General features: G+C 45.8%; 17 protein-coding genes and 1 pseudogene. 12 read left to right on the top strand and 6 right to left on the bottom strand.

Annotated features, from left to right (window positions below):
- From tuf to L3V31_RS20415, 4 genes and pseudogenes are all read left to right on the top strand, one after another.
- Positions 1-188: pseudogene (tuf, locus tag L3V31_RS20430) on the top strand (elongation factor Tu); the annotation flags it as partial.
- A 333-nt stretch (positions 189-521) separates the two neighbouring features.
- Positions 522-707, top strand: a complete 186-nt coding sequence (locus L3V31_RS20425) for a bacterioferritin-associated ferredoxin (RefSeq protein WP_076633424.1) — start codon at positions 522-524, stop codon at positions 705-707.
- Positions 708-803: 96 nt separating this feature from the next.
- Complete coding sequence (bfr, locus tag L3V31_RS20420) at positions 804-1,280, top strand: bacterioferritin (RefSeq protein WP_237318826.1); 477 nt, start codon at positions 804-806, stop codon at positions 1,278-1,280.
- 209 nt (positions 1,281-1,489) lie between these two features.
- Entirely contained in the window at positions 1,490-2,761 is a 1,272-nt protein-coding gene (locus L3V31_RS20415) for a malic enzyme-like NAD(P)-binding protein (protein ID WP_014233167.1), read from the top strand.
- Positions 2,762-2,874: 113 nt separating this feature from the next.
- Here L3V31_RS20415 and metJ read toward each other — a convergent pair whose 3' ends face one another.
- Positions 2,875-3,195: a met regulon transcriptional regulator MetJ gene (gene metJ / locus L3V31_RS20410; RefSeq protein ID WP_014233166.1), complete on the bottom strand. Its 321-nt coding sequence runs from the start codon at positions 3,193-3,195 to the stop codon at positions 2,875-2,877.
- A 226-nt stretch (positions 3,196-3,421) separates the two neighbouring features.
- On the opposite strand from metJ, the gene L3V31_RS20405 reads away from it, so the two are divergent.
- The 3 genes from L3V31_RS20405 to metF all read left to right on the top strand — a co-directional run bounded on the left by L3V31_RS20405 (position 3,422) and on the right by metF (position 8,175).
- Positions 3,422-4,582 carry an O-succinylhomoserine (thiol)-lyase gene (locus tag L3V31_RS20405; protein ID WP_237318824.1) on the top strand — a complete coding sequence of 387 codons (1,161 nt, stop codon included), beginning with the start codon at positions 3,422-3,424 and terminating at the stop codon, positions 4,580-4,582.
- A gap of 12 nt (positions 4,583-4,594) precedes the next feature.
- Positions 4,595-7,003, top strand: a complete 2,409-nt coding sequence (locus L3V31_RS20400) for a bifunctional aspartate kinase/homoserine dehydrogenase II (protein WP_237318823.1) — start codon at positions 4,595-4,597, stop codon at positions 7,001-7,003.
- A gap of 275 nt (positions 7,004-7,278) precedes the next feature.
- Entirely contained in the window at positions 7,279-8,175 is an 897-nt protein-coding gene (metF, locus tag L3V31_RS20395; protein ID WP_237318822.1) for a methylenetetrahydrofolate reductase, read from the top strand.
- A gap of 74 nt (positions 8,176-8,249) precedes the next feature.
- Here metF and L3V31_RS20390 read toward each other — a convergent pair whose 3' ends face one another.
- The 3 genes from L3V31_RS20390 to argE form a co-directional block, all read right to left on the bottom strand.
- Positions 8,250-8,789: a PadR family transcriptional regulator gene (locus tag L3V31_RS20390; protein WP_237318821.1), complete on the bottom strand. Its 540-nt coding sequence runs from the start codon at positions 8,787-8,789 to the stop codon at positions 8,250-8,252.
- A gap of 441 nt (positions 8,790-9,230) precedes the next feature.
- Positions 9,231-11,864, bottom strand: a complete 2,634-nt coding sequence (gene ppc, locus L3V31_RS20385; protein ID WP_237318820.1) for a phosphoenolpyruvate carboxylase — start codon at positions 11,862-11,864, stop codon at positions 9,231-9,233.
- Positions 11,865-12,141: 277 nt separating this feature from the next.
- Complete coding sequence (gene argE, locus L3V31_RS20380; protein ID WP_237318819.1) at positions 12,142-13,278, bottom strand: acetylornithine deacetylase; 1,137 nt, start codon at positions 13,276-13,278, stop codon at positions 12,142-12,144.
- Between the two features lie 144 nt (positions 13,279-13,422).
- Between argE and argC the strand changes: the two genes are divergently transcribed.
- The 4 genes from argC (at position 13,423) to argH (ending at position 18,665) form a co-directional block, all read left to right on the top strand.
- Positions 13,423-14,427: an N-acetyl-gamma-glutamyl-phosphate reductase gene (argC, locus tag L3V31_RS20375; protein WP_237318818.1), complete on the top strand. Its 1,005-nt coding sequence runs from the start codon at positions 13,423-13,425 to the stop codon at positions 14,425-14,427.
- Between the two features lie 21 nt (positions 14,428-14,448).
- Complete coding sequence (gene argB / locus L3V31_RS20370) at positions 14,449-15,240, top strand: acetylglutamate kinase (RefSeq protein ID WP_237318817.1); 792 nt, start codon at positions 14,449-14,451, stop codon at positions 15,238-15,240.
- Positions 15,241-15,329: 89 nt separating this feature from the next.
- Positions 15,330-16,544: an argininosuccinate synthase gene (locus L3V31_RS20365; protein ID WP_237318816.1), complete on the top strand. Its 1,215-nt coding sequence runs from the start codon at positions 15,330-15,332 to the stop codon at positions 16,542-16,544.
- A gap of 246 nt (positions 16,545-16,790) precedes the next feature.
- Positions 16,791-18,665 carry an argininosuccinate lyase gene (argH, locus tag L3V31_RS20360; RefSeq protein WP_237318815.1) on the top strand — a complete coding sequence of 625 codons (1,875 nt, stop codon included), beginning with the start codon at positions 16,791-16,793 and terminating at the stop codon, positions 18,663-18,665.
- 213 nt (positions 18,666-18,878) lie between these two features.
- On the opposite strand, the gene L3V31_RS20355 is transcribed toward argH, so the two are convergent.
- On the bottom strand, positions 18,879-19,607 hold the full coding sequence (locus L3V31_RS20355; protein ID WP_237318814.1) for a glutathione peroxidase: 729 nt from the start codon (positions 19,605-19,607) through the stop codon (positions 18,879-18,881).
- A gap of 159 nt (positions 19,608-19,766) precedes the next feature.
- On the opposite strand from L3V31_RS20355, the gene oxyR reads away from it, so the two are divergent.
- Positions 19,767-20,675 (top strand): DNA-binding transcriptional regulator OxyR, encoded by a 909-nt coding sequence (gene oxyR / locus L3V31_RS20350; protein WP_237318813.1) that lies wholly within the window; start codon positions 19,767-19,769, stop codon positions 20,673-20,675.
- Positions 20,676-20,739: 64 nt separating this feature from the next.
- Here oxyR and L3V31_RS20345 read toward each other — a convergent pair whose 3' ends face one another.
- Positions 20,740-23,307, bottom strand: coding sequence for a PBP1A family penicillin-binding protein (locus L3V31_RS20345; RefSeq protein WP_237318811.1), 2,568 nt, complete (start codon positions 23,305-23,307; stop codon positions 20,740-20,742).
- Positions 23,308-23,437: the final 130 nt, after the last annotated feature.

Genomic DNA, 23,437 nt, shown 5'->3' with positions numbered 1-23,437 from the left:
TCCGTACAACTGACGTAACTGGTGACATCACGCTACCAGAAGGCGTAGAAATGGTAATGCCAGGCGACAACGTACAGATGACTGTTGAGCTAATCGCACCAATCGCAATGGACGAAGGTCTACGTTTTGCGATCCGTGAAGGTGGCCGTACAGTAGGTGCTGGTGTTGTTGCTAAGATCTTCGACTAATTCTTAACGAATTAAGCGAAATCTCGCACGTTTCTTCATTTTGAAGAAAGCGCAGCAGAAAAAGGGAGGCTTAGGCTTCCCTTTTTCATGTCTACTGATCCATTCAGTTATAAGCCGATATAAAACGACCATACTTTTTATTTCTTTAAAACAGGGGGTTACTCTCCTATCCCTACCTTAATTTCATCACTTATCTCTAAGTTATTGATCCTTTCTTATTCTTCTAAGATTAATATAACCAAATGTTCTGAAATGACCGGTTAATACGACTGGTAACAAGAACCATTCTTGTTTATATTGTTTTTTCGATGGTTACTGTTATGGGTTTTGAGTATGTTTGTATGTCTTTGTCATGGTGTTTCTGACAAGAAAATTAGGAAGTTGGCAGTTGATGAAGGCATAACGGATATCAGGGGAATAAAGCGATGTACAGCCTTGGGTAGCCAATGCGGAAAGTGTATCCGACAAGCCAAAGAAATTTTAGCAGAACACTACACCGAACTAAAACAAGCTAGCTAATCACTATAATTGCTCTAGTGAAAGCGCTGAGCCTTTTGACACCTTCTCATTTGCTTCTACATTTAAATGAAGCCTAAATAGAGGAGGGGCCAGTCAATGAAAGGCGATCCAATCATAATCCAACATCTCAACAAAATACTCGGTAACGAGCTCGTCGCTATAAATCAGTATTTTCTTCATGCTCGAATGTATAAAGACTGGGGCTTAAAGCATTTAGCTGATAAGGAATATCACGAGTCTATTGATGAAATGAAACACGCTGATCATCTCATTGAACGTATTTTATTCTTAGAAGGTTTACCGAACCTGCAAGATCTCGGAAAGCTGATGATCGGTGAAGATACCAAAGAAATGCTTGAATGCGATCTTAAACTGGAAATGGCCGCTATACCCGATCTAAAAGATGCGATTGCTTACGCAGAAGATATTCGAGACTACGTTTCACGTGATTTGTTCCAGGATATTCTCGAAGATGAAGAAGAGCATGTCGACTGGCTTGAGACGCAGCTTGGTTTGATCGAGATGTCTGGCATCGAAAACTACCTACAAGCGCAGTATGTCGATGAGGATTAATCTCGGCTATCCTATAGTTATGTTTAAAATCTGACTCTTACACTAGTGCACCTGACTTAAAAGTTAGGTGCTTTTACTGATTATCTGGTCTAATCTCTTTTAATATCGATTTTTTAAGGATATCGCTCGCAATCTTACCTATGAAGATGGACTTCTATCCATTAGAATTTATTCCCCCTTACCTAAAAATAAAAAAGAGAAACACCCCCATGTCTGAAGACAAAGCAGTAACTCCCGAAGAAGAACAACGCCAACGAGCTCTTGACTACCATGCATACCCAACCCCTGGGAAGATTGCAGTTGAGCTAACAACACCTGCAGAAACAGCCGGTGATCTTGCTTTAGCCTACAGCCCTGGTGTGGCTGAGCCTGTACGTGAAATCGCGCAAAACCCTGACAATGTATATAAATACACCGCGAAAGGTAATATGGTAGCCGTTATTTCTAACGGTACCGCGATTCTTGGCTTGGGTAACTTAGGCCCTCTGGCTTCTAAGCCTGTTATGGAAGGTAAAGCACTACTGTTTAAGCGTTTTGCTGGACTTGATTCCATTGATATCGAAGTAAAGCACCGCACGATCGACGAGTTCGTTAATACCGTGGCAAGCATTGCTGATACTTTCGGTGGCATTAATCTGGAAGATATTAAGGCTCCAGACTGCTTTGAAATTGAAAAGCGTCTTATCGAGCGCTGTGATGTGCCTGTATTCCACGATGACCAGCACGGTACAGCAATCGTAACGGCAGCTGGCATGCTGAACGCGATTGAGCTGCAAGGTAAGAAACTTGAAGACTCTACGATCGTTTGTCTTGGTGCCGGTGCTGCTGCAGTCGCGTGTATGGAACTACTGATCAAATGTGGCGCGATGCGTGAAAAGATCTACATGTTGGATCGTAAAGGCGTGATTCATACTCGCCGTGATGATCTTAACGAGTACAAAGAGCTATTCGCGAATAACACCGATAAGCGTACTTTAGAAGATGTGATTGAAGGCGCGGATCTGTTCCTTGGGGTGTCTGGTCCCAACTTACTTCCACCAGAAGCATTAAAGCTGATGGCAGATAAGCCAATTGTTTTTGCATGTTCAAACCCTGATCCTGAAATTAAGCCAGAGCTTGCTCATGAAGTTCGTGATGACTTGATCATGGGTACTGGACGCAGTGATTATCCGAACCAGGTAAACAACGTGCTTTGTTTCCCATTCATTTTCCGTGGTGCGCTTGATGTGCGTGCAAGTGAAATTAATGATGAGATGAAACTTGCGGCGGTTGATGCTATTCGTCAATTGGCGAAAGAGCCAGTACCAGAAGCCGTACTGAAAGCTGCTGGTGTGGATAAGCTTGAGTTTGGTACTGACTACATTATTCCTAAGCCAATGGACGCTCGTCTGTTGCCTCGTGTTGCAAAAGCAGTGGCTCAAGCAGCAGTTGACTCTGGTGTTGCTCGTATTGAAATGCCTGAAAATTACATGGCAGAGTAAGACTAAGATTGAGAAGATGTACAAAAAATGGGACGCGATGGCGTCCCATTTTTTTATGTTATTTTTAGTATTCGGCGCTAAATAACCGCTTGGTGTATTCGGCGCGCTCTAAATTACTCTTCGTCAAATGACTCAAATTCAATGCCCATTTCGGTCATCAGAGCTTTTGCTTCAGTCGGAATATCGTCAGGGCGATCTTTACGAAGGTCCTCGTCCGTTGGAAGTGGCTGACCCGTATACGCATGTAGGAATGCTTCACATAGGAGTTCGCTGTTGGTTGCGTGGCGTAAGTTGTTGATCTGACGACGAGTACGTTCATCAGTTAGCACTTTTAAAACTTTCAGCGGGATAGATACAGTGATTTTTTTTACTTGTTCGCTTTTCTTTCCATGCTCAGCATATGGGCTAATGTATTCGCCATTCCAGTCAGCCATTGCGTACCTTCATATTTGTAATAGGTTAAAAACTAATTGAGGTGCTGATTTTAGCTGCATTTACTGCCATAAGCAAAGACATACGGACGTCTAGAAGTGTTGACGTCTCAATTTTTGACGAGTAAAGTGACAAGAACAGTAAGGGATGTGTGCAATCCATTGAATCTGACCATTTAGATATAGCGCATTCCCATTTAGAAGTCATCATCTGCGAAAGGATACACCCATGAGCACCCGTAAGCCTGCAACCATTGCTGTACGCACCGGTATTGAGTCTGACACTCAATACCATGCTGTCGTTCCACCAATTTACCTTTCGACGAACTACGGCTTTCCTGCGTTTGGGGAAGTGCCTAAGTACGATTATACGCGCTCAGGTAACCCAAACCGTGGATTATTAGAAAATGCGTTGTCTGAGTTGGAGTCGGGGGCTGGGGCTGTTATCACAAACTGTGGTACGGCAGCATTGAACTTATGGGTTTCTGCTTTTATTGGGCCTGATGACCTGATTGTTGCACCTCATGATTGCTATGGCGGTACTTACCGTCTGTTTAATACCCGTGCTAACAAGGGTGACTTCAAGGTGCTGTTTGTCGATCAAACTGATGAACAGGCGCTGGATGCTGCATTAGCACAGAAACCAAAGCTGGTTCTGTTAGAAACGCCATCGAACCCTCTGGTTCGTGTTGTGGATATTGCTATGGTATGTGAAAAAGCGAAGCAAGTTGGCGCATTGGTCGCGGTAGACAATACCTTTTTGACACCGGTGTACCAAAAGCCTTTAGAGCTAGGTGCTGACTTTGTGATTCACTCTACAACGAAATACATCAATGGACACTCAGATGTGATTGGTGGCGTGGTTATCACTAAAACACAAGAGCATGCCGAAGAGTTAGCATGGTGGGGCAACTGTATTGGTGCCACAGGCACGCCTTTTGATAGCTACATGACTTTAAGAGGTCTTCGTACTTTGGGTGCGCGTATGCGATTGCATGAAGAAAGCTCACAGCAGGTTCTGGCTTACCTGCAGAAGCAATCTTTGGTGGCTAAAATTTATCACCCAAGTCTACCGGAACATCCTGGCCACGAGATTGCTAAAAAACAACAGTCTGGTTTTGGCTCCATGTTGAGCTTTGAGTTTGCGGGCTCATTTGAGCAGCTTAAAGTCTTTGTTAAAGAACTGAAATTGTTCTCACTCGCTGAATCTTTGGGCGGGGTAGAAAGCTTGATTTGCCATCCTGCGTCTATGACGCATCGTGCAATGGGTGAAGAAGCGCTGGCCCAAGCAGGTGTATCGCATCAGTTGCTGCGCCTTTCAGTAGGGCTGGAAGATGCGCAAGACCTCATCGACGACCTAGAACAAGCTTTCACCAAATCTGCACAGTAATAGGAGACAGTAATGACTGTACAACGTCAGCTACACAAGTTTGGTGGTAGCAGCCTGGCCAATCCAGAGTGTTACTTACGTGTAGCGGGAATTCTCAAAGAATACTCTGCAGAAAATGACTTGGTGGTGGTCTCAGCAGCAGGTAAAACAACGAACCGCCTGATTGAGTTCCTTGAAGGTTTAGAAAAAGATGGTCGAATTGCGCACGAATCTTTGCAGAGCTTGAGACAGTTTCAAATCAGTCTCGTCGAAGAGTTATTAGAGGGAGAAGCTCAAGTGCAGCTACTGGCTTCTTTGCGAGATGAATTCAGCACACTGTCAGAGCTGACCTCCCCCCTGACAGAAGCACAAAAGGCTGCAGTATTAGGTCACGGAGAAGTCTGGTCTTCTCGATTATTGGCTGCTTTACTGACGCAACAGGAACTGCCTGCTGTAGCGCAAGACGCACGAGCGTTCCTGCGCGCGGAAGCGGGAACTCAACCAGAAGTTGATCGTGCTGGTTCATACCCGCTTATCAAAGAAGCACTGGCACAACATAGTCACAAACGTGTGATCATTACCGGCTTCATGGCACAAAATGATAATGGTGAAACTGTTCTGCTTGGCCGTAACGGGTCAGACTATTCTGCAACCGTGATTGGTGCGCTTGCTGAAGTTAGCACTGTAACGATTTGGAGTGATGTGGCTGGCGTTTATAGCGCTGACCCCCGTTTGGTATCAGATGCATGCTTATTACCACTATTAAGACTGGATGAAGCCAGTGAGCTTGCTCGTTTAGCTGCGCCTGTACTGCACAGCCGAACGTTGCAACCTGTAGCTCAAAGCACCATGGATCTGAGCCTTAAGTGCAGCTATCTTCCAGAGTCTGGTTCAACTCGCATTGAGCGAGTTCTGGCTTCCGGTCGTGGGGCGAAAATCATCACTTCACTGGATGACGTGCTATTGGCTCAGCTTTCATTTGCGCAAGGGCATGACTTTGACAAAACACAGAGTGATGTACTCGAATCTCTTAAACGTGCTCAGTTGGAGCCACTTGCTTTTGAAGCTCAGCCAGAGCAGAAAGTCTTGCGACTGGCGTACACTGCAGAAATTGCTGGTGGTGCGCTTAAGTACCTGCAGGAGTTTGATCTAGATGCGGAAATTCATCTCAGCGAAGGATACTCTCTGATAGCTGCTGTAGGCGCGGGTGTCACTACCAATGCGAATCACTGTTTTGGTTTTCAGCAAAAGCTTAAACATTCTCCGGTGGAATTTATTTCTGAGACGGAGTCTGGTTTAAGTCTGGTAGCAGTATTACGTCACACCGATACCGAAGAATTGGTACAGACGGTTCACAGTCAGTTATTTCAGGCACAAAAGCGCGTTGCCGTCGCATTATGCGGTAAAGGGAATATTGGTTCGAGCTGGCTGAATTTATTCGCTTCACAGAAAAGCGAACTCGAAAAACGTCATGGTATGAGCTTTGACTTAGTCTCGGTGGTTGATAGTCAAATGTATTGGTTTGATAGTCGAGGCATCGATGCGTCTAGTGTGGCAGTACGGTTCAACGACGAAAGTATTGAAAACGACGGCTCTTGGTTGTCTCGTCTTGGAGCGCTTCAGGACTACGATGAAGCGGTGGTCCTAGATGTTACCGCTAGTCAGGAATTAGCGAAACGTTACGTTGATATTGCACAGCAAGGCATTCACCTGATTTCGGCGAATAAAGTAGCGGGCTCAGCTGATAGTCAGTACTACCATCAGGTTCAGGATGCGTTTGCTAAAATTGGACGTCACTGGCTGTATAACGCCACGGTCGGTGCTGGGTTACCAATAAACCATACGGTGCGTGATCTTCGCGAGAGTGGAGACGAGATTATCGCACTATCTGGTATTTTCTCCGGTACGCTTTCATGGTTATTCCAACAGTTTGATGGCTCAGTCTCATTCAGCGAGTTAGTGGATTTAGCCTGGCAGCAAGGATTAACTGAACCTGACCCTCGCTCTGACTTAGATGGTTCTGATGTGATGCGTAAGCTTGTCATTCTGGCACGCGAATCCGGTCTGAATATTGAGCCGGGAAGCGTAAAGGTGGAGTCTTTGGTTCCTGAGGAACTGCGTACGCTGAGCTTAGATGAGTTCTTTGATAATTCAGCGCTGCTGAGCCAGATTCTGCAAGAGCGTTTGACCAAAGCGCAGAAAAACGATCAAGTACTGCGTTACGTTGCACGTTTAGAAAAAGACGGCAAAGCGACCGTTGGCATTGAAGCCTTGTCCCGTGAACATGCGCTGGCTAACTTACTGCCGTGTGACAATATTTTTGCAATTGAGAGCAAGTGGTACAAAGATAATCCTCTGGTTATTCGTGGCCCGGGCGCTGGACGCGAAGTCACAGCGGGGGCGATTCAGTCCGACCTCAACCGCCTCGCAGGACTGTTTTAAAAGCTTTTAATTCCCCCAAAACCCCGGAAGCCATCCGGGGTTTTTTATTCCTTCCTTGGTGCCATACTTAAACTCAGAACTGTTATTGGCAACCTATTTTCATGGATAAGTATTAGCTAATAATGAACTTGAACTATCCTCATCATTAACGTGAAAAAAATTCATAATCACAAGGTTGACATTAAATCGTATTCAATACATTCTGTAGACATATGGACGTCTAAACGTCGATTTGAGAATTTGATTTCGTGGCGGGTTGCCACAGGGAGAGTAAGATGGGTTACACGCACGCAGGCCATATCGATGCCTTGAATCAGAATATCGCTGAATTATCAGACAATATTAATGTTTCATTTGAGTTTTTTCCGCCAAGCAATGAAAAGATGGAAGAGACGCTATGGAACTCTGTGCACCGTCTAAAAGTGCTTAAGCCTAAGTTTGTTTCTGTTACTTATGGAGCGAACTCTGGTGAGCGTGACAGAACTCATTCCATCATTAAAGAAATCAAATCAGAAACCGGCTTAGTGGCAGCACCGCACCTGACTTGTATCGATGCGACTCGTGAAGAGTTGATTGGTATTGCGGATGATTATTGGAACAACGGTATCGAAAATATCGTCGCACTGCGTGGTGATATTCCACCAGGTGGCGGCGCTCCTGATATGTATGCCTCTGATCTGGTTGAACTGTTGAAGTCTCGTCATGATTTCGATATCTCAGTAGCGGCTTTCCCAGAAGTGCATCCTGAAGCAAAAAGCGCACAGGCTGATCTGCTAAACCTGAAGCGCAAGGTAGATGCTGGTGCGAACCGAGCGATTACTCAGTTTTTCTTCGATGTAGAGTCTTACCTGCGTTTTCGTGACCGCTGTGTTATCGCTGGTATCGACGTAGAAATCGTACCGGGTATTTTGCCAGTATCTAACTTTAAACAGGCGTCTCGCTTTGCTGCGCAGAATAACGTAAAAGTTCCAGGCTGGATGAGCAAACAATTTGAAGGTTTGGATGATGATCCGGTAACTCGTCAATTAGTCGGTGCGAGTCAGGCGATTGATATGGTGCGTGTACTGAGCCGCGAAGGTGTGAAAGATTTCCACTTTTACACACTAAACCGAGCTGAGATGACTTACGCGCTGTGCCACACCTTGGGTGTGCGTCCTAAAGTTGCAGTCTAAGACGTGGATAAAAAGAAAAGGCTTGCCAAATGGCAAGCCTTTTTGTTGCTAAGTTATGAGCTATTTATAGTGGATTAGCCGATAACTTCAAGTTCAGTTAGCACTTCTTCTGCCCACGTGATCCACGTTTCGCGCAGTAGTAAATTGCGGCGTAGTGTTAGGCGTTCCAGACGAGCTTGTTTATCCAGAGTAGACGGTGTCGCGTAGTAAGCTGCTTCGATTTCTTTATAGTGAGAAACCAGTTTACGTGACTCTTCAACCAATTCAGACAGTTGCTCACGGTAAGGTGCAGCAGGTTGCACAGCACAAGCCATCAGCTTCGCTGAAAACTCGTCACGAACGGTTGGGTGTGCAGTTGGTTGATCAAACCATTCACCTAGGGCGCTACGTCCAGCATCTGTGATGGAGTAAACTTTACGGTCTGGTTTGCCTTCTTGAGGCTCTAATACGCAAGTAACCAGTTCTTTCTCAGCCATTTTGTTTAGCTCACGGTAAACTTGCTGGTGGCTTGCTTTCCAGAAGTAACCAATGCTAGCTGAGAATTCTTTTGTGATATCGTAACCGGTTGCATCGCGAGTGCTAAGCACAGTTAAGATTACGTGTGGTAATGACATGTCTTCAATCCAAATGGTCAATAAACTTGTAAACAAGCTACTTATACTTTCAGTTGCGCTCTTAATGGCGTTTGAGTTTTTTACGCATAAGTAGCACCAACAAATGTTGGTCCTGTCACCTTAAAGCCGTTTATCACCTAGAAAGATGGGTGGTAACCATCGAGGCTGGAGCTGATATGGTTGGATTTATTCGCTCTCAGCAAGGCGAGTAGTATATAAATAATAAGCATGAAGTGGAATACTAGGAAAGAATAACACCAAAAAACTAACATAATACTCAGTAATGTATTTTTGTGGTTATTTATTCTGTTTTTCTGGTTCTTTTTGGGTTTTATTTGGGGTATTTATCTGGTTGATTGCTGTTCAATTTGATGGGTATAAGAAAGGCTGAGCGATTGCTCAGCCTTTTATATCATAATAAGTTACTGCTAACAGGCTATTTTAACCTGTGTTGCGCATGCCTGCCGCAATACCCGCAATAGTCACCATCAGCGCTTCTTCAAGGTCAGCTGACGCCTCCTCATTTTGACGCGTACGATACAGTAACTCTGCTTGAAGCATGTTCAATGGCTCAACGTAGATGTTACGTAAGCGGATGGACTCTAGACCCCACGGGTCATGTTGCATCAGGTTCTCATTGTTTTCTACATTCAGAACCGATTTGATGTCTTTCTGCAGCTGCTCTCGTAATCTTTCGCCTAATGGACGAAGTGATTCATCAACCAAGCGCAGGTCGTAGTAGCGAGAGATATCAATGTTACACTTCGAGTACACCATTTCTAACATGCCAAGGCGTGTTGAGAAGAATGGCCACTCACGACACATTTCTTCCAATAACGCTTGATGACCTTTGTCTACTGAGTATTGAATTGCTTCACCAGCACCTAACCATGCTGGTAGAACCAAGCGGTTTTGGCTCCATGAGAAGATCCATGGAATGGCACGTAAACTCTCTACGCCGCCTTTAGGGTTACGCTTCGCGGGACGAGATCCCAGTGGTAGTTTACCTAGCTCCAGTTCTGGTGTCGCCTGGCGGAAGTAAGGTACAAAATCTGGTTCGCCGCGCACAACGCTACGGTACGCTTCACAGCTCACTTGAGAGAGCACTTCCATCAGATCACGCCACTCTTGTTTTGGCTCTGGTGGTGGTAGCAGGTTCGCTTCCAGAATGGCACTGGCGTATAGGTTGAAGCTGTTTACAGCCACGTCTGGAAGACCTAGCTTAAAGCGAATCATCTCACCTTGTTCGGTTACACGCAGGCCGCCTTTAAGGCTCTTAGGTGGCTGAGACAGCAGAGCAGCGTGTGCAGGAGCACCGCCACGACCAACAGTACCACCACGACCGTGGAATAATGTCAGTTCCACGCCTTCCTCTTCAGCGACTTTAACCAGAGATTCCATTGCATGGTACTGAGCCCAGCCTGCTGACATAACACCTGCATCTTTTGCAGAGTCAGAGTAGCCAATCATGACCATTTGGTGGTTTTGGATAAAGCCACGGTATAGGTCAATATCCATCAGTTGTTTGATGACGGATTCTGCGTTATTCAAGTCGTCTAGGGTTTCAAACAGAGGGCAGACATCCATGCGGTAAGGACAGCCAGATTCTTGTAGCAGTAAGTGAACTGCCAGAACGTCTGACGCGGTACGTGCCATGGAGATGACGTAAGCACCGAATGCTTCACGAGATTGTGCAGCAATGATCTTACAGGTGTCTAAAACTTCCTGAACTGGTTCAGATGGTTCCCAGTCACGTGGTAGAAGAGGACGTTTGGAAGCCAGTTCGTTGGTCAGGAAGGCAAGCTTGTCTTGCTCGCTCCACTGCTGGTAGTCACCAATACCAAGATAGCGAGTCAACTCAGATAGTGCATCTGCGTGACGAGTACTTTCCTGACGAATATCCAGACGAACTAGGTGAACACCAAACGCCTTCACGCGGCGCAGAGTATCAAGCAGTGAGCCATCCGCGATAACACCCATGCCACACTCGTGCAGTGATTGGTAACACGCGTATAGAGGGTCCCAAAGCTGTTCTACTTTTTGTAGTGGTGCTTTGACTGCCAGTTTTTGGCCATGGATTTTCGCATCTAGAATATCTTTGGTTTCATTAAGCAGAGTGCGTAGCTGTTTGAGGATCGCACGATATGGTTCGTGTTGATCATCTCCTGCCAGTTCACGAACTTGATCGTTGCTGACGGTCATCGACAGTTCGCTGATCAGTTCGTTGATGTCATTTAGATAAAGATCCGCCGCCTTCCAGCGAGATAAAAGCAGAACTTCACGCGTGATGCTATGCGTTACAAATGGGTTGCCGTCACGGTCGCCGCCCATCCAAGAGGAGAAATGCACCGGACGTGCGTCGATTGGTAAACCCTCGCCAAGATAAGATTCCAGACGGTCGTTCATCTCGCGTAAAAACTCAGGTACGGCTTCCCATAGTGAGTTTTCCACGACAGCAAAGCCCCATTTCGCTTCATCAAGTGGTGTTGGGCGTTGTTGGCGGATCACGTCTGAATGCCAGCCTTGTGCGATCAGCTGTTCTAGTCGACGTTCAGTTTTCTTGCGCTCTTTCGATGAAAGGTCACTTAACTCAAGCTTTGATAAACACTCGTTGATTTTCACCAGTTTATTGATCATAGTGCGGCGAGTGATTTCAGTTGGATGAGCGGTCAGTACCAGTTCAATATTCAGGTCGCGTACAGCCTGAGCGGTATCAAGCTTGCTAACATCGTTTTGTACCAGTTTAGAAAATAGCGAGTTGATCGCGTCTGGTTCGCAGATGTGCTCTTCACAGTGACGTGAAATCGTGTGGTACTGCTCAGCAATATTCGTGAGGTTTAGAAATTGGTTAAACGCTCGGGTAACGGGGGTCAATTGCTCATCAGGAAGGTGTTTAATTTCTTCTATCAAGCTTTCTTTGTCTGCTTGATTTCCTGCTTGGGCTGATTTGGATAATTTACGAATGGTTTCCACTTTGTCGAAGATTTCTTCGCCATGGGCATCGTGAATAGTATTACCCAGTAAGTGGCCTAACATGCGCACATTGCTTTTGAGTGCGGCGTATTTCTCGTTCATTGTCGTCCTGCCTCGTAAAAAAACTACATCCATTGTCCTTGTTAAGACACCAATCTAGCGAAAAGCACCAGTTCTAGTCAAATAAAGCCTACTATGTTTGTAATTATTCCGCTTCTCTCCTGATTTAGAGCAAAGATACAGCGCTCATGACGTAATAAATGAAAATTAATTACAAAATAACAAGTTAAATAAGTGTTAACGGTCAATGAAGTGTGGTGAGAAACAACAGTCTGTACAGCTCATCGGAGCTGTACAGGTACATTGTATTTTTATTTCGCTAACAACAGTATTTGATCATTGCTTTAGACAGTACATCAATGGTCGGGTCAATAAAATCAAAAGCAAGAAACTCATCTGGCTGGTGGGCCTGATCGATAGATCCCGGTCCAAGTACCAACGTTGGACACAACTCTTGTAGAAATGGTGCTTCTGTACAGTAGTTCACGGTTTGCGAGCTTGTTTCACACAGTTCTTCTACGCCACCAATGAATGGGTGGTCATGAGGGCACTCGTAACCCGGAATGGATTCGTGTAGCGGTATTACCTCAATACGTCCCGGCCATTTGGCTTCCACTTCTTTTAAAGCACCGCGTAGCATGTTCTCTAGACCATCTAAGCTGATGCCAGGTAATGGGCGAACATCGTAATGCAGTTCACAGCAGCCACAAATACGGTTGGCACTGTCACCACCGTGAATATGACCCAAGTTCAATGTTGGGCTAGGAATAGCAAAACCCGGGTGGTGGTACTCTTTAATTAACTTATCGCGCAGCTTCATCATGGCAAACATAACTTCATACATGATCTCAATGGCGTTAACACCAAGTGCAGGATCTGATGAATGACCTGATTTACCAGTCACACGAATGGCGTTGGCGACATGACCTTTATGGCCACGAATGGGAACCAGGCTGGTTGGTTCGCCTATAATGCAGTAGTCCGGTTTAAAAGGAGCATTAGCGGTAAAGTGTCTAGCGCCTAGCATCGTGGTTTCTTCATCACAAGTCGCTAATACATACAGTGGCTTCTTCTGTTTACTCCAGTCGACTTTCTTTACGGCTTCATAGATGAAGGCAAAGAAGCCTTTCATGTCTGCCGTACCAAGACCGTAAAAGCGGTTGTCTTTTTCAGTCAGTTTATGCGGGTCGAAGTTCCAGCGTCCTTCATCAAATGGCACCGTGTCACTGTGACCAGCTAAAAGGAGGCCACCTTCGCCTTCGCCCATACGTGCGATCATATTGTGTTTGCCTGGTTCGACTTCGATCACCTCAACACTGAACCCTAGATCTTTGAACCAGGATGCGAGTTTCTCAATGACTTTCGCATTGCCTTGGTCCCATTTCGGGTCGGTGGAGCTGATTGAAGAGGTACTGATGAGTCCTTCATAGACCTCTAGAAACGTTGGTAATTGCATGGATTCTTCAAATCTCCTATTGACAGACAGAGCACAAAACTGTAAAACACATATTAAATCATATTTAATGAATAAAAAATCAAAATATAGCAAAAATTAAATATGAATAGTCACTTGGGCCTTTAAGTTTACGGATGTTATAGAATGCTAAAAACCACGATTATCGGAGCCAGCGGTTACACCGGCGCAGAGTTAGCTTTAATGGTTAACAAACACCCAGAACTCACGCTATCAGGTTTATACGTTTCCGCCAACAGTGTAGATGCAGGAAAAAGTATTGCCCAGCTGCACGGCAAGTTAGCCGGCGTTATTGATATGCCAGTGAATCCGTTAACCGATCCAAAGCAAGTGGCAGCAGAATCAGATGTGGTGTTTTTGGCAACAGCACATGAAGTGAGCCATGACCTCGCCCCAATTTTCCTTGACGCTGGATGTCAGGTTTTCGATTTATCTGGCGCGTTCCGTGTTCAGAACGAAGGCTTTTACGACACTTTCTATGGCTTCAAGCATCAATTTAACAACTGGCTAGATAAAGCGGTGTACGGCTTAGCGGAGTGGAACTTTGACGCAATTAAAAACACTCCTTTAGTTGCGGTAGCTGGCTGCTACCCAACAGCATCGCAATTGGCCATCAAGCCCCTTTTAGAAGGTGGTTTATTGGATACTCAACAATGGCCAGTGATTAACGCGACGAGTGGCGTATCTGGTGCGGGCAGAAAAGCGTCGATGACCAACAGCTTTTGCGAAGTGAGCCTGCAGCCTTACGGAGTGTTCAATCACCGTCACCAACCAGAGATCGCTCAACACCTAGGGTGTGATGTGATTTTTACGCCTCATCTGGGCAACTTTAAGCGTGGTATTCTTGCCACCATCACAATGAAGCTGTCCGCAGGTGTGACCGAAGAGCAAGTGACTCAGGCGTTTGAACAAGCGTATCAAGGCAAGCCAGCGGTACGTCTAAAAGGCGATGGTATTCCACGTATTCAGGATGTTGAAAATACACCTTTCTGCGATATCGGCTGGAAGGTTCAAGGCGAACACGTGATTGTGATTTCTGCCATCGACAACCTACTCAAAGGTGCATCAAGTCAAGCGATGCAATGTTTAAATATTCATTACGGTTACCCAGAACTGACAGCGTTGCTGTAGTCGTTGATAGAGGGAAAAGCAATGACGCAAACCAATCAAGCTCCATTAGTCATTAAGCTAGGCGGTGCAGCTTTATCTTGCACAAAAACCTTAAGCCAACTTTTTGGTGCCATCGCGGCCTACCAAAGTTCGGCGCAGCGACAAATCGCCATCGTTCATGGCGGTGGCTACCTGGTTGATGAGCTGATGACTAAATTGCAGCTTCAAACCGTGAAGAAGAACGGCTTACGAGTGACGCCTTACGATCAAATCCCAGTTATTGCGGGAGCACTAGCGGGGACAGCAAATAAGCTACTTCAAGGTCAGGCGATTGCAGACGGTCTTAACGCGGTGGGCATGAGCTTAGCGGATGGCGGTTTATGCCAGGTGGAAGAACTCGATCCGGAATTGGGCGCAGTAGGTAAAGCCTCTCCGGGTGATTCAACACTGATCCAAGCGATCTTAAACACTGGCGCACTGCCAATCATCAGTTCAATTGGCCTGACAAAAGAAGGTCAACTGATGAACGTCAACGCGGATCAAGCGGCAGTAGCGGTTGCTGGTGCACTGGATGCGGAGTTGGTTCTGCTTTCAGATGTGAGCGGTGTTTTGGATGGCAAAGGTCACTTGATCAAAAGCTTGTCTGAAAAAGAAGCCGATGCATTGATCGAAGGGCATGTGATCACTGACGGCATGATCGTCAAAGTTAAAGCCGCTTTGGAGGCAGCCAATGATCTTGGTCGTCCTATCGAAGTGGCAACCTGGCGTTACCCTGAGAAGCTGGAGCAGCTATTTGCTGGTCAGAGCATCGGTACCCAGTTTCTGCCTCAATAACGTCGCAGTAAAGAATTTAAAGAATTAAACATTAGGAAGTAGTTGGCACTGACCGCCGAGAGCAGAGCCAGTTAAATTTGGAGAAAAAAATGAGCAAAGTGAACGTAAATAAAGTAGTAGTCGCATACTCAGGCGGTCTAGATACTTCAGTAATCATCCCGTGGCTAAAAGAGAACTACAACTGTGAAGTTGTGGCGTTTGTCGCTGATGTAGGCCAAGGCGCAGAAGAGCTAGAAGGCATTGAAGAGAAAGCGAAAGCATCAGGTGCATCTGAGTGTTACATCGCTGACCTAAAAGAAGAGATGGTTGCAGAGTACGTCTACCCAACGCTAAAAACTGGCGCTTACTACGAAGGTAAATACCTGCTAGGTACTTCAATGGCGCGTCCAATCATCGCAAAAGCGCAGGTTGAAGTTGCTCGTAAAGTTGGCGCTGACGCATTATGTCACGGTTGTACTGGTAAAGGTAACGACCAAGTTCGTTTTGAAGGTGCGTTTGCAGCACTAGCACCAGATCTGCATGTTATCGCTCCTTGGCGTGAATGGGATCTAGTAAGCCGTGAGCAATGTCTGGATTACCTGGCTGAGCGTAACATTCCTTGTTCAGCGTCTCTGACTAAGATTTACTCACGTGACGCAAACGCATGGCACATCTCAACTGAAGGTGGTGTACTAGAAGATACTTGGAATGCACCAAACGAAGACTGCTGGGTATGGACAGTTGATCCAGAGCAGGCACCAAACGAAGCTGAATACGTGACGCTAAAAGTTGAGAAAGGTGCAGTGGTTGCAGTAGATGGCGAAGAAATGACGCCATACAATGCGCTAGTTTACCTAAACGAGAAAGGTGCGAAGCACGGTGTTGGTCGTATCGATATCGTAGAGAACCGTCTAGTTGGTATGAAGTCTCGTGGTTGTTACGAAACACCGGGAGGCACCATCATGATGGAAGCACTGCGTGCCGTTGAGCAGCTAGTGCTAGACAAATCATCATTCGAATTCCGTGAAGAGCTCGGTCTTAAAGCCTCTCATCTTGTGTACGATGGTCGTTGGTTCACACCGCTATGTAAGTCAATCCTAGCGGCTTCAGAAGAGCTTGCTCAAGATGTAAACGGCGAAGTGGTTGTTAAGCTATATAAAGGTCAGGCAACGGTTACTCAAAAACGTTCTGACAACAGCTTGTACTCAGAAGAGTTTGCAACCTTCGGCGAAGACGAGGTTTACGACCAAAGCCATGCTGGTGGTTTCATCCGTCTTTACTCGCTATCAAGCCGTATCCGCGCTCTGAACAGCCAGAAGAAATAAGCATATTTCACCACTGATTAAAAAGACCTGCCATTGATTGGCAGGTCTTTTTGTTTTCAACGCGTTTTTATGTGTATGAAACTAAATTTTCGTGAATAGATATGTAAAAATATTGAATTTATACTTTATTTTTTCTTCAAATTGCCGTAACGTTGGCCTATAAGAAAAAGTGAGCAAATGACCATCAATTTAGTCATCACTAATTAGAGTACTTTAGAGTTAGCAATAGTCATCAGGAGAGACGCAATGGCATTATGGGGCGGAAGATTTACCCAAGCAGCAGATACCAGATTCAAAGAATTCAACGATTCGTTGCGTTTCGACTACCGATTGGCTGAGCAAGACATTGTAGGCTCAATTGCATGGTCTAAGGCATTGCTGTCTGTCGATGTGCTGTCGGCAGAAGAACAACAGAAACTTGAACTCGCTTTAAACGAGCTGAAACTTGAAGTGATGGAAGATCCGCATCAGATCCTAGGCTCTGACGCAGAAGATATCCATTCTTGGGTTGAGCAGCAACTTATCGGCAAGGTGGGTGACTTAGGTAAAAAACTTCATACTGGCCGTTCACGTAACGATCAGGTAGCCACCGACCTTAAGCTTTGGTGTCGTCAACAAGGTCAGCAATTATTGATTGCTTTAGACCGTCTGCAATCGCAAATGGTCCACGTTGCTAAGCAACATCAAGGCACGGTATTGCCAGGTTACACTCACCTTCAACGTGCACAACCTGTGACCTTTGCTCACTGGTGTCTGGCTTACGTTGAAATGTTTGAGCGTGACCACTCTCGTTTGAGTGACGCACTACAGCGTTTAGACACTTGTCCACTGGGTTCTGGTGCATTAGCGGGTACTGCATATCCAATTAACCGTGAGCAACTGGCGCACAATCTTGGTTTCCACCGTGCAACGCGTAACTCTCTGGACTCGGTATCAGACCGTGACCACGTGATGGAGCTGATGTCTGTCGCTTCTATCTCAATGCTGCACCTTTCGCGTCTAGCTGAAGATATGATTTTCTACAACTCAGGTGAGTCGAACTTCATCGAGTTGGCTGACACGGTGACTTCTGGCTCATCATTGATGCCACAGAAGAAAAACCCAGATGCGCTTGAGTTAATCCGTGGCAAGACCGGTCGTGTTTACGGCGCGCTTTCTGCGATGATGATGACCGTTAAAGCACTGCCATTGGCTTACAACAAAGACATGCAGGAAGACAAAGAAGGCTTGTTCGACGCATTAGATACGTGGAACGACTGCATGGAAATGGCAGCGTTGTGTTTCGATGGTATCAAAGTCAATGGTGAAAGAACGCTGGAGGCGGCGAAGCAGGGTTATGCCAATGCTACTGAACTGGCTGATTACCTAGTTGCGAAAGGCATTCCATTCCGTGAAGCGCACCATATTGTTGGTGTTGCCGTTGTCGGTGCGATTGAGAAAGGCTGCGCGCTTGAAGAGTTGTCTCTGCAAGAGCTGAAAGTATTCTCTGACGTTATTGAAAATGATGTGTATGAGATTCTTACTATCGAATCTTGTCTTGAAAAACGTTGTGCGCTTGGAGGTGTGTCACCGCAGCAAGTGGCTTATGCCGTTGATCAGGCAGACAAGCGTTTAATTCAGCGTGATAATGCGGCAGTTAAAGTACGTCCTGCGCGTTTGACTGACATCGAGACGCTAGAAGGTATGGTGGCTTACTGGGCTAACCTAGGTGAAAACCTGCCACGCTCTCGTAATGAGTTGGTGCGCGATATTGGCTCATTCGCGGTCGCAGAGCATCATGGTGAAGTCACTGGTTGCGCTTCATTGTACGTTTATGACTCTGGGTTGGCAGAGGTTCGCTCTCTGGGCATTGAAGCTGGCTGGCAAGGTCAGGGGCAGGGTAGTGCGATTGTGAACTACCTAGTGGAAAAAGCCCGTCAAATGGCGATCAAAAAAGTCTTTGTACTCACGAGAACACCAGAGTTCTTTATGAAGCAGAACTTCGTACCGACTTCGAAATCTCTATTACCGGAGAAAGTACTGAAAGATTGTGAACAGTGCCCTCGTCAACATGCGTGTGATGAAGTCGCGCTGGAGATCAATTTGGTCGAGCAGTTGATCCAGAAAAGTTATGTAGCATAAATGGTTGATCATTTTAGCATTCAATAACATAACTTCGTGGCGATATCGTTACATAAGTATTTGCTAAAAAAATCGAAAAAAGATGGAACCTTTAAGAGAAAGCCGGGTCTATTAAAGTACCACTGCTTTTTCTTAGAAGAATCTAAGAGAGCCCCAGAATCGATATTGATTTTGGGGCTTTTTTCTATCTGTAATTTGAGTGATGAGGCTGTTTTAGCCTAAGTAGGTTTCTAGCTCTTCGCTACCGCCTATTAGTCTGCCGCCAATGAATACCTGAGGCACGGTAGTACGGCCAGAAATCGCGCGTAGGCTTACCGTCGTTGCATCTTTACCCAGGATCACTTCTTCATACTGAAGTCCTTTATCAATCAGGTTCTGCTTTGCTTTCACGCAGAATGGGCAACCTGGCTTGGTGAAGACCGTGATTGATTCTTGCGTCTTGTAGTCAGGAGCGATGTAGTTGAGCATCGTATCTGCATCTGACACTTTAAACGGGTCGCCTGGTTCATTGGGTTCAATAAACATTTTTTCAACAACACCATTTTTCACCAGCATGCTGTAACGCCAAGAGCGCTTACCAAAGCCAAGTTCACTTTTATCAACCAGCATCCCCATACCCTCGGTAAACTCACCATTGCCGTCTGGGATGAACGTAATGTTTTCCGCTTCTTGCTCTTGTTTCCATGCGTTCATCACAAACGCGTCATTCACCGACACACATAAAATTTCATCCACGCCGTGTTGTTTAAATACTGGAAACAGTTCGTTGTAGCGAGGTAAATGGCTTGAAGAACAAGTCGGAGTAAATGCGCCAGGTAAACCAAAGACGATAACCGTTTTGTTTTTGAAAATCTCATCAGTGGTGAGATTAACCCAATTGCCGTTTTGACGAGTTGGGAAAATGACTTGTGGTGTATTTTGACCTTCTTTAGAGATAAACATTGTATTCCTTAAAAATTCTTTTTAGTTTTGAGCGTTTAGCTCGTGTCTGTTCTGTTTGGTTAGGCCTATTATTATAAAAATCTTTTGATAGCTGTAATCGTTTGGTGTTATGGTTTTGATAGATGTTAACTATCAATAAATAAAAGCGAGTCGTGTGTTATGAATATTAGGGACTTTGAGTACCTCGTCGCGCTTGCGGAACATAAACACTTCCGTAAAGCGGCAGAAGCATGTTTTGTTAGCCAGCCGACCCTTAGCGGACAAATCCGTAAGTTAGAAGACGAGCTTGGTACGACGCTTTTAGAGCGCAGTAGCCGCCGTGTACTGTTTACCGACTCTGGTTTACAACTGGTGGATCAAGCAAAACGTATTTTAAGTGAAGTGAAAATGTTTAAGGACATGGCGAGCGGTCAAAATGGTGCGATGACTGGTCCATTGCATATTGGCTTTATTCCCACCGTTGGTCCTTACTTGTTACCTAAGATTATTCCCGAACTAAAAGTAGAATTTCCGGATCTGGAGTTATTCCTGCATGAAGCTCAGACTCATCAGTTGGTGCATCAACTGGAAGACGGAAAGCTGGATTGTCTGGTATTGGCCTCCGTGGCCGAAACCGAACCATTCAAAGAGATCGAAGTGTATAACGAACCGTTAAGTGTTGCCGTACCCTGCGATCATGAATGGGCATCGTTAGAGCAGGTCGACATGATGTCACTGAAGGGTAAAACGGTATTGGCTCTCGGAGATGGCCACTGCTTACGTGATCAGGCGTTAGGCTTCTGTTTTGCGGCAGGAGCAAAAGACGATGAGCGATTCAAAGCCACGAGTTTAGAGACGCTGCGTAATATGGTGGCTGCTGGTGCGGGGATCACCTTGCTACCTCAGCTATCACTACCACATGAGAAGCAAAAGGACGGTGTGAGTTATATTCCTGCGGTAAATCCGACTCCCACACGTAAAATTGTGCTGGTGTACCGTCCGGGATCACCACTTCGTGCACGCTTTGAAGCACTTGCTGAGAAAATCAAAGATATTCTGGCGAGTTGCCCATCATCGATTGCGGCTTAATAGAGATGAGTTGATATAAAACAGGGGAGCTATTGGCTCCCCTGTTTTGTTTGTTGTATTAGTATTAGAACAGCTCTTCTGTTGTTCCGCCACCGCTGGAGTAAATACTGTCTTCCAAGAAGCTACCTGAGTATTCGGTTGGCTCTGTACCTTTCTCGAAGTACTCCATCATAGAGCTACCATCTACGTTGTCGGTCAGCATGCCGCTGCTACGATCAATGCGTACTTGCACAACGTTGTCTGGAACTTGCTTACTCTGCTCTGGTGTGTTTTCAAGCGCCACACGCATAAAGTCGATCCAAGCTGGCTCGGCTGTTTTACCGCCAGCCTCTGCACCTGATACTTGTCCTTGACCGAGGTTACTGTTCACCGTAGCACGGCCAAGCGCTCTTGAGTGGTCGTCAAAGCCAACCCAAGCAACAGCTACAACACCTGGACCGTAACCATTATACCAAGCGTCTTTAGAGTCATTCGTTGTACCAGTCTTACCACCAATATCACGACGTTTCAGTGATTGTGCACGCCAACCAGTACCGTTCCAACCAGTGCCTTCTCGCCAGTCACCGCCACCCCAAATATTGCTGTACATCATTTCACGCATCAGGAATGCATTTTCTTGTGAAATAACTTGAGGAGCGTATTGTGGCTCATCACTTTCTAGCGCGTTATCTGTTGCTAACCCTTCAATCTCAACATCTTGCTCACCAAACTCATTCGCAAAGCGATCCTCGGTGTATTGTTCGATGACTTGTGGGCAGTTCTGCTTGCAAACGCTCTTAGGGTTCGCTTTAAACAGTACTTCCCCAAACGCATCTTCAATTCGGTCGACATAGAACGGTTCGACATAGTAACCGCCATTGGCAAATACTGAGTAACCTTGCGCGACCTTCATCGGTGTTAAGCTACCAGCACCAAGAGCAATCGTTTCTGAGCGCGGAACATCGTTAATATCAAAACCAAAACGCGTTAGGTATTGACGTGTTTCATCCAAACCCACTTCGCGTAGAGTACGAACAGCCATTACGTTCTTCGATTGAGCAAGGCCGATGCGAAGGCGAGTTGGGCCACCGTAAGTTGGCGGTGAATTTTTTGGTCGCCATGCTGAACCAGAGCCAGCATCCCATTTGTTGATCGGTGCATCGTTGACGAGAGTCGCCAGCGTCAGGCCTTTATCGATAGCGGCAGAATAAATGAACGGCTTGATACTTGAGCCCACCTGACGCACTGACATGGTCGCACGGTTAAACTTGCTATGGATAAAGTTAAAGCCACCCACCATAGACAAGATAGCGCCGTTTTCTGGATTCATTGCGACAAACGCGGTATTGGCATTCGGAACCTGACTCAGCTTCCAATTATGTACCGTATTACCTTCGTCATCGCTAGAGCTAATCTCACGAACCCAAATTTGCTCACCTTCAGAGAGAATATCCTGCGCTGATTTTGGTGCGGAACCCTGACGATTATCCGTAAGGTATTTACGTGCCCAGTTCATGCCTGACCAAGAGATCGTTTGCATCTGGTTGTTCTTTACCCATACCTGCGCCGTTTTCCCTTCTACTTTGGTTACCACTGCAGGAGAAAGGTCGCCGTAGGTAGGCTGCTTCTTAAGGTGCTGTTCAATTTGCTCTGTATCCCAAGCACTTTCACCGTTTTTCCAAAGCGCCTTTTCTGCACCACGATAACCATGACGTTCATCGTAGGCGAGCAAGTTGTTCACGGCAGCTGTATTCGCGGCATCCTGAAGTTTTGAATCTACAGTCATGTAGATATTCATACCTGATGTGTAGGCTTTTTCTTCACCGAACTCTTTTACTGCCCAAGCACGAGCTAACTCAGCAACATAAGGCGCTGATAACTCGATCTCCGCACTGTGATAGCGCGCGACGATAGGTTCGTTGCGTGCCTCATCGAACTGCTCTTGAGTAATGTAATTCTCATCCAGCATACGCATTAATACGACATTACGACGATTAGTTGCACGCTCCAATGAGTAAATTGGGTTCATGGTTGATGGCGCTTTTGGCATACCAGCTAACGTTGCGATTTCACTGAGTGTCAGTTCGTTTAGACTTTTACCAAAGTAAACCTGCGCAGCTGCGCCAAAACCATATGAGCGGTAACCAAGGAAGATCTTGTTAACGTAAAGTTCCATGATCTCTTGCTTACTTAGCAGCTGCTCAATGTGGATTGCGATGAAAATCTCTTTAATTTTACGCATCACCTTCTTCTCATTTGATAAGAAGAAATTACGTGCCAACTGCTGCGTAATGGTACTCGCCCCTTGCTTTGCTGAACCAGAAAGCGCAACGACTACTGCGGCACGAGTGATACCGATCGGGTCGATACCTGGATGCTCGTAAAAACGGCTGTCTTCTGTTGCGATTAATGCATGAATCAAGTCTTGAGGAATTTCATCATAAGTGACAGGAATGCGACGCTTTTCACCGAACTGTGCGATCAGCTTCCCGTCTTGACTAAACACCTGCATAGGTGTTTGTAATTCAACGTCTTTTAGAGTTGCAACATCTGGTAATTCAGGCTTCACGTACTGATAGAAGCCAAAAATAGTGGTGACTCCAAGAATTATGCAAATCAATGTTAATAAAAATAAACGCTTTATGAACTTCACCGGAGAATCCCTGATTGGTTGAGGCTGTGTAACTGCAAACCCTTGTACTCTTAGGTCAAAAATTTAGCACATAGAGATATTAACTCTTATTTGGGCGTTAATAACAACCTTTGCGCGAAGAAATTTCGGA

It is taken from the genome of Vibrio sp. J1-1, from assembly GCF_021728395.1.
Lineage (GTDB): Bacteria > Pseudomonadota > Gammaproteobacteria > Enterobacterales > Vibrionaceae > Vibrio.
The sequence above is the reverse complement of the archived record's forward strand: the minus strand, read 5'-3'. Positions and strand labels throughout refer to the sequence as shown.

What these genes read in the sequence shown, in the direction of transcription:
- L3V31_RS20425 (WP_076633424.1), top strand. Translation starts at nt 522, where the DNA reads ATGTTTGTATGTCTTTGTCATGGTGTTTCTGACAAGAAAATTAGGAAG.
- bfr (WP_237318826.1), top strand. Translation starts at nt 804, where the DNA reads ATGAAAGGCGATCCAATCATAATCCAACATCTCAACAAAATACTCGGT.
- L3V31_RS20415 (WP_014233167.1), top strand. Translation starts at nt 1,490, where the DNA reads ATGTCTGAAGACAAAGCAGTAACTCCCGAAGAAGAACAACGCCAACGA.
- metJ (WP_014233166.1), bottom strand. Translation starts at nt 3,195, where the DNA reads ATGGCTGACTGGAATGGCGAATACATTAGCCCATATGCTGAGCATGGA.
- L3V31_RS20405 (WP_237318824.1), top strand. Translation starts at nt 3,422, where the DNA reads ATGAGCACCCGTAAGCCTGCAACCATTGCTGTACGCACCGGTATTGAG.
- L3V31_RS20400 (WP_237318823.1), top strand. Translation starts at nt 4,595, where the DNA reads ATGACTGTACAACGTCAGCTACACAAGTTTGGTGGTAGCAGCCTGGCC.
- metF (WP_237318822.1), top strand. Translation starts at nt 7,279, where the DNA reads ATGGGTTACACGCACGCAGGCCATATCGATGCCTTGAATCAGAATATC.
- L3V31_RS20390 (WP_237318821.1), bottom strand. Translation starts at nt 8,789, where the DNA reads ATGTCATTACCACACGTAATCTTAACTGTGCTTAGCACTCGCGATGCA.
- ppc (WP_237318820.1), bottom strand. Translation starts at nt 11,864, where the DNA reads ATGAACGAGAAATACGCCGCACTCAAAAGCAATGTGCGCATGTTAGGC.
- argE (WP_237318819.1), bottom strand. Translation starts at nt 13,278, where the DNA reads ATGCAATTACCAACGTTTCTAGAGGTCTATGAAGGACTCATCAGTACC.
- argC (WP_237318818.1), top strand. Translation starts at nt 13,423, where the DNA reads ATGCTAAAAACCACGATTATCGGAGCCAGCGGTTACACCGGCGCAGAG.
- argB (WP_237318817.1), top strand. Translation starts at nt 14,449, where the DNA reads ATGACGCAAACCAATCAAGCTCCATTAGTCATTAAGCTAGGCGGTGCA.
- L3V31_RS20365 (WP_237318816.1), top strand. Translation starts at nt 15,330, where the DNA reads ATGAGCAAAGTGAACGTAAATAAAGTAGTAGTCGCATACTCAGGCGGT.
- argH (WP_237318815.1), top strand. Translation starts at nt 16,791, where the DNA reads ATGGCATTATGGGGCGGAAGATTTACCCAAGCAGCAGATACCAGATTC.
- L3V31_RS20355 (WP_237318814.1), bottom strand. Translation starts at nt 19,607, where the DNA reads ATGTTTATCTCTAAAGAAGGTCAAAATACACCACAAGTCATTTTCCCA.
- oxyR (WP_237318813.1), top strand. Translation starts at nt 19,767, where the DNA reads ATGAATATTAGGGACTTTGAGTACCTCGTCGCGCTTGCGGAACATAAA.